Here is a 17,672-nt window from a genome sequence, read left to right on the forward strand (position 1 = left end):
TCATTTTGCCGTTAGTTAGCTCTTCGAAGGAGTAGGGGAGAACGCCTCCTTGCTTAGCCAGAAAAGGCCTCCGGGAGAACCGGAAGCCATCCATGGTCAAGCGAACACCACTATTTTTTCGGTTCCATCTGTCATGCACAGTGTGCTAATTCGCTGGCTTGATGTCAAAAAAATCGATTTCTCCGTAGCCTTCGCCTTTAGAAAAACGGATCTGGTTCACGCCGGCCTTAAGCTGAACTCGCGCCGTGGACAATCCCCAGTTCTCCCAGCCTTTATTCGTGATGTGAAACCTGCTCGGCACGCCTGAATTTACGCTTAACAGAAGATTGGACCAGTTCCCCCCGGCTGTGCCGTTTGCTGTCCGGGCGAGCAGAATATATTCGCCAGCCGATGCGGCATGAACGGAAAATTCCACATAACTCTCCGGCGTGTCGATATGTCCCGCCTTAAGTCCTCCCGAGCCGTTGGGGCTTCCGGATGCATAGGCGACACCGCCGAACGCTCCCACTTCCCCTTCGTAACGGGTGTGAGCGGCTTCGCCTGAAGGCAAGGTTATCGGCGCATTCGGATTCGCCGGAACACCAAGATTCGGGGTATTGTCCGCATGCCATGTGAATTTCTGCATTCGAACCTCACGATTCCACCCGGCATTATGATATTTAGCGACGTGGTAGAGCATCCAATCCTCCGTGCCATCCGGCGACTTCGTGAATGAATGGTGGCCCGGTCCGTACAGCCCGTTACCCGACTTGAATATCGGTTGGCTGCGTTTGTTCCAGGATGCCGGGTTCAACAAATCGCTGGTCGTGCTGGCTGTGATCAATCCTAGACAATAGTCATTGGTCCAGCTCCCGCTGGCCGAGTACACCAGGCTAATGACGCCATTTTGGATAATCACCTGGGGACCTTCGTTTACGTGCGGGGAGTGATTCGTCTCCCACTGATAAGTAGGCCTTGCAATCTCCACCCGATCCGAGCTGATGGTCCACGGATTACTCATGCGTGCGATATACAGATTCTGCCGCACATTGGTGTCCCCTTCCCAGCCGGACCAGATAAAGTACAGCTGACCGCCTGCTTGCAGCACCGTGCCGTCAATGGCCCACTTGTTGGTGTGGTCCGTAATCTGACCTTTATACTGCCAGGTTCCCTGTGTCGGATCTGCCGATGTATTCTCCATCACATACATACGGTGATTGACATTGTCCCCGTCGTCCTTCGCGTAGTAGATGTACCAAGCGCCGTTGATGTAATGCAGCTCGGGAGCCCATATCCCGCAGCAGCCTGTGTTTACAACCGTAGTGGGAGCTGCATCCATCGCCGTCAGCTGGGCTGACTTCCAGATCGTAACGTCACCGCCGGTCGTTTTCGTAAAATAGTAGTAACCGTCGGTATGTTTATAAACCCAAGGATCCGCTCCATCCTGCATGACAACGTTGTAGAAGTTGTTTTGGCTTGAGACGGCATGGGTCACCTGCCCCATAGGAAAAATAAGAAGTGCGCACACTGCGAGCAGCCATTTATTCCGAATGTCTACCTTCATTACCGGTCACGTCCTTTTTGGATAATGTAACAACATGCACTTGGGCATCCAAGATTCCGGCCTGTACAGAGCAGTCATGGGACAGCGGCTTCAATCTTCAATGGCGGCCTTACGCAAATTTATGCTTCGTATCAGATCAGGATCGAATTTCGGCTTCCTGTTGTAGGTATACAGCCCGTTCACTTCCTGCTCGACATCGTATAGCTGGGTGTAACAAAATCCGAACATCCGCGGATGATCGAGCAAGACATTAGTCAAACCCGCATAACGCGTAAGAAAATCTTCTTCAGATGTCGGACGATCCCCGTATCCCCAGGACTTCTCATCTTGCTGCTCCGGATTCCACCAGATGCCGCCATATTCACTGATGAAATAAGGCTGCCCCGCATACTGCTGCCGGTTCGGAAAGCCGTTGTACACCTCGCCGCCATCCTTCATCGGCTCATATCTCTCCTTAAATGTCTGCGGGTTCTGATCATAATCATGAATGTCGAATATATCCGTCACGACATGGAAGTTGCCACTCGTATCAATGACCGGACGCGTCGGATCGATTTTTTTGGATACCTCGTATACAATGCGCAGCACTTCGTTATTTTGTTTGGCACCGTCCCGATCCCAAGTTTCGTTAAAAGGACACCAGCCGATAAGGGCAGGATGATTGAAATCACGCTCCATCCCTTCGAGCCATTCCGGCAGGAAATGGGACAGCCCCTCGGTTGTTGTGATGTCCAGTCCCCAATTTGCATGCTCTCCCCATACCAGATAACCTAACCGGTCGGCCCAATACAAGAAGCGCGGTTCGAATATCTTCTCATGCAGCCTCGCGCCGTTAAAGCCAAGGCCCATCGATATTTCGATGTCGTTGCGAAGAGCCTCGTCGCTTGGAGCCGTATAGATGCCGTCCGGGTAAAAGCCCTGATCCAGCACCAGACGCTGAAATATGGATCTGCCGTTGATCCGAAACGCCATGCCGTCCAGCCTAACGCTTCTGAGTCCGAAATAAGCTTGCACCGTATCACCTGTTTTACCTTGCTCCTGCAGGGATAACTCCAGATCGTACAATCTGCCCTGACCAACCTCCCATAAGTGAACTTCCTCCAACGGAAGGGTGAGCTTGACGGACGGTCCGGATACCAAAGCGCTGGCATCCCCTACAGCCTTACCGTCATAGAGAGCGGCAGCAGTGAGTTTGCCCCCCAATGCCTTTCCGACCACCTTCACTTCAAGGTGTACGCAAGCATTATCAGGGTCTGCCACCACTTTCATGTCAGACAAATAGGCTTCCGGCACATGCTCCAGCCATACCGTCTGCCAGATGCCTGTGGTGCGCGTGTAATCACAGCCATGGGAGTCGTAGCGCTCGCTCTGCTTGCCTCGCGGCTGACGTCCGGAACGGACATCGTCCTCCGCATATACGGTAATCACATTCGCGCCCGGTGTCATCTGAGGGCTGATATCAAAGCTGAACGGGGTATATCCTCCGCGATGGGTACCTATGGATACACCGTTCACCCATACTTCCGTTTCATAATCGACCGCCCCGAAATGAAGCAGTGTTCTGCCCTTCCAGCTCTCAGGCACGGTAAACTCCCGTTTATACCAGACTCCAGCCATAAAATCCTTATATTCAATGCCGGACAGCTTGCTCTCCGGGCAAAAAGGGACCGTGATCGTTCCCGAGAGCTCGTGTCCGATTTCTTGGTAACCGCGTTCTTTTCCACTCCGGCCATGATCGATTTCGAATTGCCATGGACCGTTCAGGTTGATCCAATCGGGTCTTACCCATTGGGGTCTCGGGTATTCGGGACGCGGAACTGTAGTGTGGGTCATGGTTGAACTCCTTTTAACGTTTAATTTGTCTGTATAGTATCTATTGCCATGGGGCTGAAGGTGGGCAATGCCTCAGCTTTTCCTAACGTACAGCCTGCTGCTCTCCTCCCATGTCTCATGGGGATCCAGACTGAAACACCCGACTTCCTCCGCTGGCATGTCCATATTGGGCGCATTGACCAGATTAATCTGCGGTTCAGGGCAGAAGAAACCCTCCGTCGCTTCATTATTCCAGATCATCCACTGCTTGTAAGAGGTACCCACGTCGTACACCAACGTCAATTGGGCAACCTCATCAGTAAGCTCCATTCGGTTCCTTCCATTCTGGGCGGCGGCGGTATAGTGATTGTCCATACGCTCGAAGAACGGATAGACGCCGTCGCCTTGCATCGCTTCCTCACTCGCGGACAATGGCTGATGGGCGCCGGTGGGCAGCATGGATTCACCGAGCTCCCACCGCTTACCGATGGTCAGCTTCATCCGGTAATCCCGGGCATCGCCTCCCTCCACGAAAGGCGCATTAATGGACGTATGAAATGCAAGCAGGCACGGCATGGGTGCTGTCCCCGTATTGGTTATCGTGACGCGCTGGGATAACCCTTGATCGCTTAAGCTGTACCGCAGCTGAATATGAAACGGGAACGGAAAGGCTTCGTATACCGGATGCCGTTCATCCACATGGACAGATACCGTCACATAAGCCTCCTGCTTGGAGTGCCCGTAGTCATCAAGCTCCCATGGAATATTGTACAAGAAGCCATGAAGATGATGACCGGTTGCCTCCTCGTTGACGGGAAGGTGATGGATCTTGCCGTTCCACCGGAAATTGCCTTGCTCATAGCGGTTCGGGGGAAACAGCACCGGTATGCCGTGAATCATCGGTCTTTCCCTGAATGCCGCCATTTCCTCCGGTGCCGGTTCATGCAGAAACCGGTACCCCTTCTCCAGGTCCCGGAACGAAATCAGATTCCCCCCGATTCCCGGAAGCATGACTGCTTCATAAGCTCCTGCCCTTAAATAAACCGCGCTCTCGTCATGGTATACACCCTCATAGGAATTCGTTCGGTCCATTTCTTCTTCATCTCCCCCGATTAGGTTCCCATCATAATCTTACGGATGGTCTCAAGCGGTGCTTTCGGCTTGCGGTCATACGTCAGCAGTCCATTGATCTCCTGCTCAACATCCGTTAGCTGTGTGTAGCAATATCCCTGAACCACAGGTGACGAGAACATTGGATCAACCACCGCCTTCAGCCGGGCCAAGAAATCCTCTTCATTCTCTGCGCCGGAATAACCCCAGCCATCCCACTCACTCTTCTTGAAGGCAATGCCGCCGAACTCCGATACGAATATCGGCTGTCCTTGATAGCTGGCTCCGCCGACAAAGATCCTCCGGTTAGCCGGCATGGCCTGCACCGCAGACGCGGCTGTTGCATACCGCTCCTCCAGCACCTCCTGACGGCTCTCATAGTCATGGATCGTGACCAGATCGGTGGTCATATGCTCCCATCCGTCGTTATAAACGACGGGTCTGCTATCATCCAGCGATTTAGTCAAATGGTACATCGCCAGTCCGTGCTGCTGCTGGCGCCGATCCATCTGGACATTCGGAATGCCCCAGCTCTCGTTCAGCGGAACCCACGTGATGATGCACGGATGATTGTAATCCCGCTCCATAATCTCCTGCCACTCCGCCGTGAACCGGCGGACATACGCTTCGGAGTATTCATACGCGTTAGCTGCCTCACTCCATAACAGCAGGCCGAGTCGATCACACCAGTACAGGAAGCGGGGGTCCTCACTCTTCTGATGTTTTCGCACGCCGTTAAAGCCCATTTCCTTCGCCAGTTCCACATCGCGTTTTAACGCCTCATCCGACGGCGCCGTCAGGATGCCCTCTGGAAAATATCCCTGGTCCAGCACCAGCCTCTGAAAGTAAGGGCGATTATTCAGGCACAGCTTGCTATCCTCGATGGATACCTTTCGCATGCCAAAATAACTCGATACCTGATCCACCACGGCTTCGGCTTGAAGGAGGCGAAACTCGATATCATACAGGTTCGGATGCTCCGGGCTCCACAGCCGCCCCAATCCATGATCTGTGAAATCGCTCAGACCGATGGTCCTAAGCTGCTCCGCATTTTGAATCGCATATTGATCCTCCGCAACAAGCTCTCCCTGAAACCTTACGGTAATCTGCAGCTTGACCTCCTCCGCAGACTTAACTCCCTCTATAAACGTCCGGATGCGGATTTCATTTCGATCAATATCAGGTGTCATCATCGTCTTGCTCAGATGTACAGGGGATACCGGCTCGATCCATACACTTTGCCAGATGCCGGTCGTGCGGGTGTAGAATATGCTTGCGGAATGCTCAAGCCAATACTGCTTGCCGCGCGGCAAGGTGACATCCCGGCTGAAATCCTCGGCTCGAACGATGACGGTGTTGCTTCCTGCCGCCAGCGCAGCCGTAATGTCTGCCTGGAACGGCGTATGACCGCCCTCATGCACCGCCACCATATGCCCGTTCACCCATACTTTGGCCGCATAATCCACGGCGCCAAAATGAAGCACGATCCGTTTACCATGCCAATCCGGCGGAATCTCGAACGTTCTACGGTACCACACAACATCGTGAAAAGCCGGATCGTCGATGCCGCTCAGCTTGCTTTGAAACGTAAACGGGACCGTTATTTTTCGTGTAAAAGATTGTTTGGCATTCCCCAGAAACCATCGCTCATCCTCACCGATGCCAAGATCATCAAATCCGAAATCCCATTCTCCATTAAGACTCAGCCATTCCTTGCGTTGAAACTGGGGTCTTGGATATTCGCTGCGCAAACCTGTTTGTGTCTCGCTAACTGCTGTCGTCAAGATGTGACTCACTCCTGTTCGATTCATCTCTATCTAGTTCATCCAAGTACAAGTTCACCGTCTATCCTTTGATCGAGCCTACATAAACGCCCTTCACAAAATACTTCTGCAGGAACGGGTACACCAGCAAGATCGGAACCGTGGAAACCACGATTGCGCAATACTTCACGAGTTCCCGGAACGCAGTGGAGCTCTGAGCGCTATTGATGACAACACCGCCGGCGCTGCCGATCGTTGTCGCCGTAGCGTCATTGGCAACAAGAATTTCCTTCATGAGCAGCTGCAGCGGGAACAGCTCCCGATCCTTCAGCAGCACCATGGCATTAAACCAGGAGTTCCAATTGCCAACCAGATAGTACAGGAATATGACAGCCAGCGTCGCTTTCGATAGCGGGAGAATCACGGTTACCAGGATGCTGAACTGGCTGGCGCCATCGATTACTGCCGCTTCCTCCAGTTCCTTCGGGATGGACTGGAAACCGGTCCGCAGGATGATGATATTCCATGTGCTTAACGCCGTTGGCAGGATCATGGCCCACAGATTGTTGTACAGGCCGATATCCTTCATCAACAGGAACCATGGAATCAGCCCCCCGCCGAAAAACATCGTAATGGTAATGACAATCATGATGAAATTCTTGAAATACAAGTCCCGCCTGGATAATACGTATGCGCCTAATATCGTCATGACCATATTGACCAGCGTACCGAGTCCCACGTAAATGATCGTGTTCTTGTACCCGTTCAAGAGACTGTTATCTTTGAACACCAGCTTGTAGCCATCCAGCGTGAATCCCAAGGGCTTCAACAGCACCCCTTTATGTGCCATTAAAGCGCCCGGATCACTGACGGAGGCGAACAGGATATGCAGAATCGGATAAAAGCACACCAAGGTCAATGCGGTAAGTACCGTATAGTTGGTCCAATCGAACACGCGGTCCCCGATGGACTTGTGCTTTCTGCTTCGTTTCGCTTTGGGTTGCATGATATCTTTCATAACCGTCCCTCTTTCTTACCATAGGCTGGATTCGGATCTACGCTTCGCTATCGTATTTGTCATCCATAACAGCCCGAAATTGACGATGGAGCTGACAAGTCCCACAGCCGTGGAGTAGCTGAGGCTCGCTTCCCTTAAGCCCCTTCGGTAAACATACGATGCGATGACATCCGCCGTATCGTAGATGAGCGGATTATACAGCAGAATGATTTTCTCGTAACCGGACGACATCAATCCGCCAATCGCAAAAATAAACAGTATGATGATGACCGGACTGATCTGCGGCAGTGTGATATACCACATTTTTTTCACCCGACCCACGCCGTCGATATCGGCTGCTTCATATAACGAAGGGTCAATGCCGCTCATCGCGGCCAGATAGATAATGCTGTCCCATCCGATACTCTGCCATATTCCCGAGAAGGTGTAGATCGGCCGGAACAAATTGGAGTATCCCAGAAGCGACGAGTAATCTTTGCCTGTGATGAACGACAGCAGCTGGGTTACGACCCCTTCGTTCGCCGTGAATATGTGTATGATGCCGCACACCACAACCAATGAGATAAAATGCGGCATGTACGTAATGGTCTGCACGGTCCGCTTGAACTTGGACGAACGAACCTCATTCAATAGCAAGGCAAGTATGATTGGAGCGGTGAATCCGAATGCGATGCCCCACACGTTCAGAAGCAGCGTATTCTTGACCACTCTCCAGAAATAAGGCCCTGTGAAAAAGTCGATGAAATGCTTGAAACCGACCCAATCGCTATCGGCAAATCCGAGCAAGGGCTTGAAATCCTTGAAGGCGATCATCACGCCCCACATCGGGCCGTAGCAGAAGATCAGGAACCAGGCTACGACCGGAAGGGCCATCAGATAGACAAACCAGTTTTTCTTTAGATCCTTTTGAATCAGTCGCTTCGTATTCTTCGGTTTCGGGTTCAAACCAACCGGGTCCATTTCCCTTGGTTTCCTTAATATCTCCATGATTCAACCACCTGTTCTTCGAAAGTGACACTAGCGTTGGTTGTACCGATCCAAGGCTGCTTGATGGAGACTTAAGAATTCCTCCAGCCCCATGCTTTGCGCTTCCTTCAAAAATTTATCGTACGCATCCACCGGCAGTTCACCCATCATGATCTTGGCAAAATATTCACCGCGCAGCGTAGACAATTGGTTCCCGAGCTCTGCCTCCCGTGAGGCTTCCTCTTTCGTGAATGTAATCGGCGGCATCGCCATGCTCGTATCCATGTTCTCCGTCCAGGTCTTTCGGATATCGCCCGAATAGCTGCCTTTTGCCGCAATCAACGGATTCGCATGGTGCTCGTCACGAATATTCGGCCAGTTGTGCATGCGGTATTTCCAGAGCGTCACATCAACCGGCTGACCATCCGGATCATTGTAGATATAGCTGCTCTCCGGGTAATACGGCATCCCCTGCTCATCCACCAAATGCACCGTGCCGTACTCGCCGAAGTTAATGAGCTCCCAGCCTTTTTTCGTGAAGTTGAAATCCAGCCATGCCATAGCGGCCTCTACGTTCTTGCTCTGCGTGGTGATGGCCGCATTGGTACCGGCTCTCTTGAAATTCTTATAGGTGGATGCGGATTTATCCCCTTTGTTCAGCACAGGATTCAGCGCCCCGACAAAATCAATATCGTTCTGCACCTTCCAATAACTCCACATCGTATCCGGCGAGTCCATCATGACAGCCGTATCATCGGAAATGGCGCTTGCCATCCGTTGATTAAAGTCAGCGGTCGCCCAGTCCCGATTCAGTAAGCCTTCCTTGTTCCATTGCTGCATCGTGGTCAGGTATTCCTTCGCTTTCGACTGTGCCGGTCCCCATGCAACCTTGCCGTTCTCATCGATGAAGGTCCAATCCCACACGCCATACGCTCCGTTAATGATGCCAGTAAAGATTTGGCCGTAAGTGGATCCGTAATTCAGCGGGTTCTTATATCCAACTTCCTGGCATTTCTTGAGGAACGTGTACCATTCATCAATCGTTGTCGGAACTTCCAGCCCTGTCTTATCCAGTGCTTCCTGCTTGATTAAGGTTCCGAACCAGATCCATTCGGAATACGGCGCGATGCCGTAGAAGCCAAGCAATCGGCCATCGTCCGTTACGGTCGTTTTTCTTCTCATTTCATCGGAATTTCGCCATGCCGTGTAGTTGGGGGCAAACTCTTCCATCTTATCGGTGAGGTCCAAATAGGCACCATCGTTCACCCCGGCTTCAAAACCTCCCGGGTAACGCCCCGGATCGATAATGATATCCGGCAGCTCGCCGGAGGAGATCATCAAGGTAAAGGCGTCCGCCTCCTGCCCGACAGGAGGCGTAATGAAGTTCACTTTGATTCCGGTCAGCTTCTCCACCTGCTTCTGAACCAAGTGATTATTCATATCCGGGATATTGGAGTTCGCGGGCATCCACACATCCAGTACCACGTCACCTTGGACCGGATATGCAGAATAATCACTCGGAATCACTTCCTCGTAAACATCACCGAGGTATGTATCGTTTAACGTGCTGTTCACCTCGTCAATCTGCTCCTGCGTCGGTGCTGTATTCCCGCGAATGTCTTCACTGATGTCTTCGAAAATCACTTGATTCTTCTCTTTGGAAACGCCTTCTTCTTTGGCTACGGGAGTATCGGGCTCATTGTTTCCTTTACCGCTGCAAGCGGTTACCGTCGAAATGATCAATATGGATATGAATAACAGTGTGAAAAGGCGCTTCATCGTTCTGTTCATGCTTAACCTCCCATGATATGAATAGTTGCAAGCGTTCCCGTATGGTGTCGAGATGTTCTATTAGCTGTAGTTATTCAAGGGCGCCTGATTAAAGCTTGACTTCATTCTTAAATCTCGGAGCATTGGTTGCTTCTCGGAAAGCGAATGTTATTCACTCCAACAAGATCATAGAAATGCGGCCAGCACCTCCTCGCTGGAAGCCATGCTTCTGCTCTCATTACCATCCCGAAAACAAGTCCCCTTTCAGCTAAAAAATAACTAGAACAAAACTCAAATTCCCCTCATTTAATACAAATATCCTGTATATTTAATCGAAGTATAAGCATATATCATTGTTTTGTCAACGCTTTCAAACACAATTAATGTAATTAATTTGATGTATTTTTTAATCTTTATGTTTTTGGAATTGTAAGTGTTGGAATAGAAAAACATGAATAAGTCTTGTTTTATTAGTATTATCAATAAAAATTCATCGGATGAGTCAACAGTCCCAGACGTTTATCCGACTAAACCTCTATTCGTAACAAACGCCTATTTATTACAGATTACCTGTAATAAATAGGCGTTTGGGTTCCCGTGGAAAAATCTATCGATTTACAGCAGCTCATGCATTTGTAATTCAGGAGGTGATTCCCTTTGAGGGAATCGACCTTGCAAGACGAAAGCCCAGATCCTCAATTCGAAATGTAGGATGACTTCGGCGGCGGCACGTTGCTCCACATCCCCTGGCTTCTTCAGCCCAGCTTCCACCACGAAAAACTCTGTAGGGACCGTACACTTCCGGGTCGTATAAATCCCAACACCACTCCCAAACATTTCCCAGCATATCGTAGAGCCCCCACGCATTCGGCAGCTTTTTGCCTACTTCATGCGCCATACCCTCCGAGTTTTCACCATACCATGCAATTTGATCCAGCTCGCCGTACCGATAACCACCCGTCCCTGCTTTACAGGCATACTGCCATTCCGCTTCTGTAGGTAAACGATAGCCATCCGTCTCCCGGTCACAGATAACCTGCTCTCTATCATCGCTTACCGAGTAACATGCCTTTAAACCTGACTTCTGCGATATTGTATTACAAAAGAGAATCGCATCATGCCATGAAACATTCGCAATCGGCGCTTGAGGCTTGTCGCCGTGTTCACCTGTCTGTTGCATAATCGAGCAATACAACGCAGCCGTAACTGGAACCGGTGCTAGCAAAAAAGAATTTACCTGAGCTGTCCATGTTGTCTTGATACGATCGTCCCTTAGTTGAATTTCACCTGCCGGTATTTGTACCATAGGATACCCGTCTCGATTACGCTCTGGTTTCAACCACGTTTCTCCTCCCGTTCCTGCTAACTTATCCGCTATTTTTATTCCACAAATAGCAATTTTAGGTTGTGTTTCACAATTCAATTCTTTCAAATCTAACGTTTGTTGACTATAGTATCAAGTTTGTTGTCTGGAAGCATCGAAACTTTCTCTTATACAATGAATTCAACAAGGCCACTACAAGCGAGATATCCCCGTAAGGAGTGACGGACATGAGCTCTACAGCCGAACCAAAAGATAAACGAAAGCGCTTTCGAATGCGCTGGCACAAACAGGATACGGAACTGACCCTGTTGGCATTGCCAACGACGATCTGGTACATCCTGTTTAGTTTCTTGCCGATGTTCGGGATCATTATCGCCTTCAAAAATTTCAGGATTAGCGGCGGCTTCTTGAGTAATGTGTTCAACAGTCCATGGATAGGCATCAAAAACTTTGAGTTCCTGTTCAAGTCGAATGACGCCTGGATCATTATCCGTAACACCATTGGCTACAATATGATTTTTATCATTACTGGGATTGTGCTGCCCGTTCTATTCGCCATTATGATCGGTCTGCTCCACAGTCGAAAGGCAAGCAAAGTCTATCAGACGATGATGTTCCTGCCCTATTTCCTATCCTGGGTTGTCGTATCCGCCGTAGGCTGGGCCTTCCTGAGCTTTGATAAAGGGATTGTCAATCAAGTGCTCGTCAATATGGGCAGCGATCCGATTAACTGGTATATGGAGCCAAGTTATTGGCCGTACTTTCTGATTCTCCTGAATATCTGGAAAGGCTTAGGTTATGGCATGGTCATCTATCTGGCAACCATCACGAGCATTGACAGCACTTATTATGAAGCAGCTGTCATTGATGGCGCCTCCATCTGGCAGCAGACAAGATTTATTACATTGCCCATGCTCAAGCTGGTGATTGTCATGATGTTCATTTTGGCCGTCGGACGGATTTTTTACACCGATTTCGGTTTGTTCTATCAGGTTACGCGAGATTCCAACTCTCTCTTCAACGTGTCTACCACCATCGACGTGATGGTGTATAAACAATTAAAAACCGCCACCGTAGGGATGGCCTCTGCTGCCGCATTTGTGCAGTCTGTTCTGGGGTGTGCTACCATTCTGATCGCTAACTGGATTGTTCGCCGAATTGATCCGGATAGCGCGATGATGTAGGAGGCAAAACGATGACAACAAAAACCGCTTATGAGACGGGCCTGGAGAAGTTTAACCGTACAAACAAAGCCGTGAACCTTCTGTTTAATCTGATTTTTATAATCCTGGCGCTGCTCTGCGTCATCCCTGTTGTTGTTGTTCTATCGATTTCATTCTCCAGTGAAGACTCCATCCGCGAGACGGGATATCATCTGCTGCCGGTTGCTTTGTCAGCTGACGCCTACGTCTATATCGTCAAGCAGGGTACGATGATTCTGCGCGCGCTCGGCGTATCCGCACTTGTTACCGTAGCTGGTACCGTGCTCGGTGTACTGCTGACCACTTCGATGGGATATGTACTCTCTCGCCCGACCTACAAGCTGAGAGGTTTTCTGACTTGGGTCGTATTTATCCCCATGGTCTTCAATGGCGGCTTGGTATCCAGTTATTTCATTAATACAAATCTATTAGGTCTCAAGGATAGCATCTGGGCCCTAATTCTACCGCTGGCTGTTTCATCGTTCAACGTCATCATATGTAAAACTTTCTTCAAAAGCACGATTCCGGATGGGCTGATCGAATCTGCCGAAATTGATGGCGCGAGCCAGCTGCGAATCTTCTTCTCCATCATCATGCCGATCTCGCTGCCGGTCATCGCAACGATCGGACTGTTTCTCTGCTTTAGTTACTGGAACGACTGGTTCCAATCGATGCTTTATATCGACAACCAGAACCTCTATTCTCTGCAAGCACTGCTTAACAGCTTAATGAGCAATGTGGATGCACTTGCCAAGAATGCCGCAAGCATGGGCGTCAGCTACGCGCTGCTTGTCGCAACGATGCCGAAGGAATCTGCCCGCATGGCTGTAGCCATTCTCATCGTTCTGCCTGTCGCATTCGCCTACCCTTTTTTCCAAAAGTACTTTATATCCGGACTTACGGTCGGTGCAGTCAAAGGATAACAGCGAAATAAGCCAAGCCATACTTGGTTTATGATAGATCACTCTTATACAACTTTTAAGGTGAGTTAACTTCAAAAAGGGGGAAATGGAATGAAGAAATCTTTAAGGTTCTTATCTGCACTGTGCGTGATGACACTTATGCTGGCTGCTTTGGCGGCCTGTGGCGGCTCGAAGCCTGCATCCACGTCTGATGGATCTTCGACGACACCGGACACATCTAAAGAATCCGCAGCTGCAAGCAAGGATGTCCCAACGCTGACTTGGTGGACCATTGGAGGTCAAGTGCCTAACAATTTCAGCAAAGCGATTGATGCCATGAATGCATACACAGCCGAGAAGATTGGCGTGAAGATTGACATCAAGGTTGCCAGCTGGGGGGAATGGGACACCAAAATGAATACCATTGTGAATACCGGCGAGCCATTTGACATCATGTTCACGAACAGTGGTAAATACAGCAAACAAGTAGCTATGGGCGCATTTGCCGATATTACGGATCTGGTGCAGAGTGAAACGCCCGACTTGTACAAATTGATTCCCGAGAAGGTATGGGAAGGCACAAAAATCGGCGGTAAGTATTATTCTGTTCCGACTTACAAGGATTCGGCACTGACGCAGTACTGGGTATTCGATGATAAGCATGTACAAAAGTACAATATCGATATCAATCAGATGAAAACATTGCAGGATCTGGATAAGCCTCTCCATGACATGAAGGCTGGCGAAGGCAAAAGCTTCTATCCGCTCCCGATGACGCAAGGCGAAGGCTTGAACGGCTTCTTCAACGAGTATGACGATTTGACCTTAGGCTTCCCGCCCATCGGCGTAAAGGCTGACGATGCTTCGCGTACGGTTGTCTCTGTCCTTGAGCAGCCTGATATCATGGCAAACCTGAAGCTCTTGCATGGGTGGTACCAGGACGGCATCATCAACCCGGATGCGCCGACAAAAACAGAGAACGACAAAGGAAGAGCATTCTTTGCAGCCCAGGCCTTCCCTGGGGCAGAGGTCAGCTGGCAAATCAATGACGCCGTGGAGAAGTACGATATGGTTCAGCATTACGGACCTATTTATACAACCAGTACGATCCAAGGCTCGCTAAACGCAATTTCGGCGAATTCAAAATATAAACAGGAAGCCCTGAAGTACCTCGAGTTAGTGAATACGGATCCCAAGCTCCGCAATATGCTGGCCTTCGGCGAGTTAGGCGTGGACTACAACAACGTTGATGGCGAGAAGGTGATTGAGCGCACCTCCGATACTTGGCCGCTGGCTGCCTATACGCAAGGGACGTTCTTTAATTTAGCGGTTACAAAAGGCGCTCCTGAAGATCAATGGGAACAGGTCAAAAAGCTGAACGATGCAGCGACCTCTTCAACGATTCTGGGCTTCGCGCTTGACATTACCGATCTTCAAACCGAAGTGGCGAATTGCCAGGCCGTATGGGATAAATACAAATATGAACTCATTACAGGTGCATCCGATCCGGAGAAAATGGTGCCCAAAATCACGGCGGAATTAAAGTCGGCCGGCATGGACACGATTATGCAAGCTGCTCAGGAGCAAATCAACCAATACTTCAAGTAATGCTTAGAATTCATGCGCATCCCTTAATGAGTCGCTGTTAAGGGATGCTTTTTCCTTACACCTATGAAGCTTGGTGTTAATCGTGTTACATTGGGATATAGCAACGATTATTTCGGCCGATCTGCTGCAATCGAGGTGTCGTAATGGGCTCTTTTTTACAAATCAAAATTTATCGTCACAAGTTTATTGCCTATTGTATCTTCGTCGTGGCCATCGGACTCACCCTCGGTACGCTGACCAGTGCCATGCTGCTGAATCAATGGATTGGCAATGCCCGCATTGAGGCGGCCAATGCCTTCGCGCGCGTTGAGAACGAGCTGCAGTATGATGCCGACCGAATCGAAGCCTACATGCAGCGGATATACTCCAATCCCGGTCTGATGAACGACGCTCGCAGCTTTTTAAGCAGCAGCGCGGAAGGCTACTTAACCAACAGGCTGGTCAACAGCCAATTCTCACAGCCGTTGGTTTCCTTTCCGGAGGACGTTAAGACCTACCTGTACAGCTGGGCGCAAGGCGAAATTACGCAGATTAGTCTGCACACCGCCCGGTATGGCAATGTCGTACGTTTTAACGAAACCGGAACGGCAAGCTTCAGCTTCGGGCTGCCGAATGCAGATGAGGCCTTTCGCGATACCATTATGAAGGGCTTCGTATATCGCAAGAAATTGTCGGATCCGGCGCTCGGCGCTCCGGAGTTCGGGGAAATGCGCTTCCTGATCAGCAGTGATCAGGTTTTTAAATCCATACGAAATTTTCGATTCGGCAATGCTGCTGCCGTTAGTGCTTCTGGCGATACCTATCTCATCGGCAATGGACAGGACCAGGACCTGGAGGAGCTATCCCGTCTGGCTGAGGCGGATGGACGCAGTCATGGTTTTATTTCGAAAGGGTTCATGAAGCATATCCTATTTGCCTCCTTCCCATCCACCAAATTTAATTTCAAATTCATCACCCTCATCGATTTATCCATGCTGATTCGTCAGCATGCCGGCATGCTGGTCACCGTTTTTCTGATTGTATTGGCAGCCATGATTAGCGTGCTTCTTCTCATTGCATACAATATGCGGGATGATGCCCTCTTCCTCCGCCGCATCATTCAATCGATAGGACGTGTGAAGATGGCCAATTTTACGCCAAGCGGGCCTGCCCGCTACCGTCGCAATGAATACGGCATGATCGCCCGGGAATTGGACGATATGATTCAGCAGCTGAATAAGCATATCCGCAATGAATATCTGCTGAAAATCAAACAGCAGGAAACTGAAATGAAAGCGCTTCAACATCAGATCAACCCTCATTTTTTATACAATACGTTAGAGGTTATCCGCTCCACGGCCCTTGTCAACCAGGACAGGGACACCGCGGACGCCATTGCTACGTTAGGGACGCTCTATCGGGAGATGGTGAAGAAGGAAACTGTCATTTCGATTGCAAGCGAGCTGGAATTGCTGCAGAAGTACTTGGAGATTATGGAGTTTAAATACCCGGGACGTTTTTATTACCAAATCAATGTGGAGCCGCCGCTGCTCTTGCTCCCTACCGTGAAATTCTGGATGCAGCCTTTGGCTGAGAATTTTTTCATTCACGGCTTCAATACCCATCATGAGTTTAATCTGTATGTAGTTAATGGTTTTGAGTCCGAAGCGTGTTACGTGCTGGAATTTGTGGACAACGGGAGCGGGATTTTGCCAGAGCGATTGGAAAACGTCCGAAGCACGCTGTCTAACCACGATGATCCGTCTTCCGGCAGCATCGGGCTGCGCAACGTATACACACGCCTTCACTTCTTCTATGGGAACGGCTTTTCGATAGAGATTGAGAATAATGAGGAAGCCGGAGTCAAGATTTCCGTGCGGATTTCAAAAGAGGTGATTGCACATGTACAAACTGATGATTGTGGATGACGAACCTCAGATTTTGGAGGGGATGAAGCGAATTCTGGATTGGAAGCAATACGGCTTCGGCCGGATCGAAACCTGCGAATCCATCAACGAAGCCATGTCCAAAGCGGTGGACCTGATGCCGGACATCGCCATATTTGATGTCTGCATCGGCAAGGAGCTTGGATATGAGGCGATTCGCAGACTCAACGAATTTCAGCTCCCTACTAAATTTATTATCATGAGCGGTTATAGCGAATTCAAGTATGCTCTGGAAGCCATTCGCTGCGGTGTCAAAGACTATCTGCTCAAACCTGTGGAACGCACCAAACTGCAGCAAGTGATCGAGAAGATTATAGTGGAGGATCTGAATGGTTCGATTGGTGATATAAATAGCGAGAGTTTGAACAGGGATCCGGTTTTAGGTGTAAGTTATGACAGCTTATCGAAGCTGGTCAACCGCATTCTGCTGATGATCAAGACAGAGTATGCTCAGAACATCACCTTAAAATCCGTGGCGGAGCGTTTTCAGATGAACAGCACCTACCTTGGACAATTGTTTCTCAAAGAAACCGCTATGAAGTTCTCAGAATATCTTATGGCTTACCGAATGCTTCTTGCTCAAGAACGAATTCAAGGAACCGATGAGAAAATTTCCTGCATCGCGCTTTCGGTGGGCTACAACAATCTCAATTATTTCTATACGCAATTTCACAACTTTTTCGGTAAATCTCCTTCTGAACTGCGGGGAAAAGGATAACAACACGCTGC

General features: G+C 49.7%; 13 protein-coding genes. 5 read left to right on the forward strand and 8 right to left on the reverse strand.

Annotated features, from left to right (window positions below; translation table 11 throughout):
- Positions 1 to 145: 145 nt before the first annotated feature.
- The 8 genes from M2277_RS03555 to M2277_RS03590 all read right to left on the reverse strand — a co-directional run bounded on the left by M2277_RS03555 (position 146) and on the right by M2277_RS03590 (position 11,288).
- Entirely contained in the window at positions 146 to 1,543 is a 1,398-nt protein-coding gene (locus M2277_RS03555; RefSeq protein WP_063480337.1) for a family 43 glycosylhydrolase, read from the reverse strand.
- Between the two features lie 90 nt (positions 1,544 to 1,633).
- On the reverse strand, positions 1,634 to 3,376 hold the full coding sequence (locus M2277_RS03560; protein WP_280754144.1) for a glycoside hydrolase family 2 protein: 1,743 nt from the start codon (positions 3,374 to 3,376) through the stop codon (positions 1,634 to 1,636).
- Positions 3,377 to 3,448: 72 nt separating this feature from the next.
- Positions 3,449 to 4,447, reverse strand: coding sequence for an aldose 1-epimerase (locus tag M2277_RS03565; RefSeq protein WP_280754145.1), 999 nt, complete (start codon positions 4,445 to 4,447; stop codon positions 3,449 to 3,451).
- A 20-nt stretch (positions 4,448 to 4,467) separates the two neighbouring features.
- The gene (locus M2277_RS03570; protein ID WP_481857751.1) at positions 4,468 to 6,249 is read right to left on the reverse strand and encodes a glycoside hydrolase family 2 protein; all 1,782 of its coding nucleotides are present in this window, start codon (positions 6,247 to 6,249) and stop codon (positions 4,468 to 4,470) included.
- 61 nt (positions 6,250 to 6,310) lie between these two features.
- Positions 6,311 to 7,246: a carbohydrate ABC transporter permease gene (locus M2277_RS03575; protein WP_006211992.1), complete on the reverse strand. Its 936-nt coding sequence runs from the start codon at positions 7,244 to 7,246 to the stop codon at positions 6,311 to 6,313.
- 15 nt (positions 7,247 to 7,261) lie between these two features.
- Positions 7,262 to 8,233, reverse strand: a complete 972-nt coding sequence (locus M2277_RS03580; RefSeq protein ID WP_006211993.1) for an ABC transporter permease — start codon at positions 8,231 to 8,233, stop codon at positions 7,262 to 7,264.
- 30 nt (positions 8,234 to 8,263) lie between these two features.
- Positions 8,264 to 10,003 carry an extracellular solute-binding protein gene (locus M2277_RS03585; protein ID WP_280754147.1) on the reverse strand — a complete coding sequence of 580 codons (1,740 nt, stop codon included), beginning with the start codon at positions 10,001 to 10,003 and terminating at the stop codon, positions 8,264 to 8,266.
- A 619-nt stretch (positions 10,004 to 10,622) separates the two neighbouring features.
- A complete protein-coding gene (locus M2277_RS03590; protein ID WP_076152182.1) occupies positions 10,623 to 11,288 on the reverse strand; it encodes a formylglycine-generating enzyme family protein in 666 nt (221 codons plus the stop codon).
- 245 nt (positions 11,289 to 11,533) lie between these two features.
- Here M2277_RS03590 and M2277_RS03595 point away from each other — a divergent pair, with 245 nt between their 5' ends.
- From M2277_RS03595 to M2277_RS03615, 5 genes are all read left to right on the forward strand, one after another.
- A complete protein-coding gene (locus M2277_RS03595) occupies positions 11,534 to 12,490 on the forward strand; it encodes an ABC transporter permease (RefSeq protein ID WP_006211996.1) in 957 nt (318 codons plus the stop codon).
- An 11-nt stretch (positions 12,491 to 12,501) separates the two neighbouring features.
- Complete coding sequence (locus M2277_RS03600) at positions 12,502 to 13,431, forward strand: carbohydrate ABC transporter permease (protein WP_036643260.1); 930 nt, start codon at positions 12,502 to 12,504, stop codon at positions 13,429 to 13,431.
- Between the two features lie 90 nt (positions 13,432 to 13,521).
- Positions 13,522 to 15,018 carry an ABC transporter substrate-binding protein gene (locus tag M2277_RS03605; RefSeq protein ID WP_076152134.1) on the forward strand — a complete coding sequence of 499 codons (1,497 nt, stop codon included), beginning with the start codon at positions 13,522 to 13,524 and terminating at the stop codon, positions 15,016 to 15,018.
- A gap of 143 nt (positions 15,019 to 15,161) precedes the next feature.
- Complete coding sequence (locus tag M2277_RS03610; RefSeq protein WP_280754148.1) at positions 15,162 to 16,925, forward strand: sensor histidine kinase; 1,764 nt, start codon at positions 15,162 to 15,164, stop codon at positions 16,923 to 16,925.
- Positions 16,900 to 17,661 carry a response regulator transcription factor gene (locus tag M2277_RS03615; protein WP_006212000.1) on the forward strand — a complete coding sequence of 254 codons (762 nt, stop codon included), beginning with the start codon at positions 16,900 to 16,902 and terminating at the stop codon, positions 17,659 to 17,661. The genes M2277_RS03610 and M2277_RS03615 overlap by 26 nt, the downstream gene beginning before the upstream one ends.
- The last annotated feature ends 11 nt before the right edge of the window (positions 17,662 to 17,672 follow it).

Source organism: Paenibacillus sp. LBL (genome assembly GCF_029893715.1).
In the GTDB taxonomy this organism is placed as follows: Bacteria; Bacillota; Bacilli; order Paenibacillales; family Paenibacillaceae; genus Paenibacillus_AQ; species Paenibacillus_AQ glucanolyticus.

Excerpts from the sequence above, each read along its gene's own strand:
- M2277_RS03555 (WP_063480337.1), bottom strand. The coding sequence starts at position 1,543 with ATGAAGGTAGACATTCGGAATAAATGGCTGCTCGCAGTGTGCGCACTT.
- M2277_RS03560 (WP_280754144.1), bottom strand. The coding sequence starts at position 3,376 with ATGACCCACACTACAGTTCCGCGTCCCGAATACCCGAGACCCCAATGG.
- M2277_RS03565 (WP_280754145.1), bottom strand. The coding sequence starts at position 4,447 with ATGGACCGAACGAATTCCTATGAGGGTGTATACCATGACGAGAGCGCG.
- M2277_RS03575 (WP_006211992.1), bottom strand. The coding sequence starts at position 7,246 with ATGAAAGATATCATGCAACCCAAAGCGAAACGAAGCAGAAAGCACAAG.
- M2277_RS03580 (WP_006211993.1), bottom strand. The coding sequence starts at position 8,233 with ATGGAGATATTAAGGAAACCAAGGGAAATGGACCCGGTTGGTTTGAAC.
- M2277_RS03585 (WP_280754147.1), bottom strand. The coding sequence starts at position 10,003 with ATGAACAGAACGATGAAGCGCCTTTTCACACTGTTATTCATATCCATA.
- M2277_RS03590 (WP_076152182.1), bottom strand. The coding sequence starts at position 11,288 with ATGGTACAAATACCGGCAGGTGAAATTCAACTAAGGGACGATCGTATC.
- M2277_RS03595 (WP_006211996.1), top strand. The coding sequence starts at position 11,534 with ATGAGCTCTACAGCCGAACCAAAAGATAAACGAAAGCGCTTTCGAATG.
- M2277_RS03600 (WP_036643260.1), top strand. The coding sequence starts at position 12,502 with ATGACAACAAAAACCGCTTATGAGACGGGCCTGGAGAAGTTTAACCGT.
- M2277_RS03605 (WP_076152134.1), top strand. The coding sequence starts at position 13,522 with ATGAAGAAATCTTTAAGGTTCTTATCTGCACTGTGCGTGATGACACTT.
- M2277_RS03610 (WP_280754148.1), top strand. The coding sequence starts at position 15,162 with ATGGGCTCTTTTTTACAAATCAAAATTTATCGTCACAAGTTTATTGCC.
- M2277_RS03615 (WP_006212000.1), top strand. The coding sequence starts at position 16,900 with ATGTACAAACTGATGATTGTGGATGACGAACCTCAGATTTTGGAGGGG.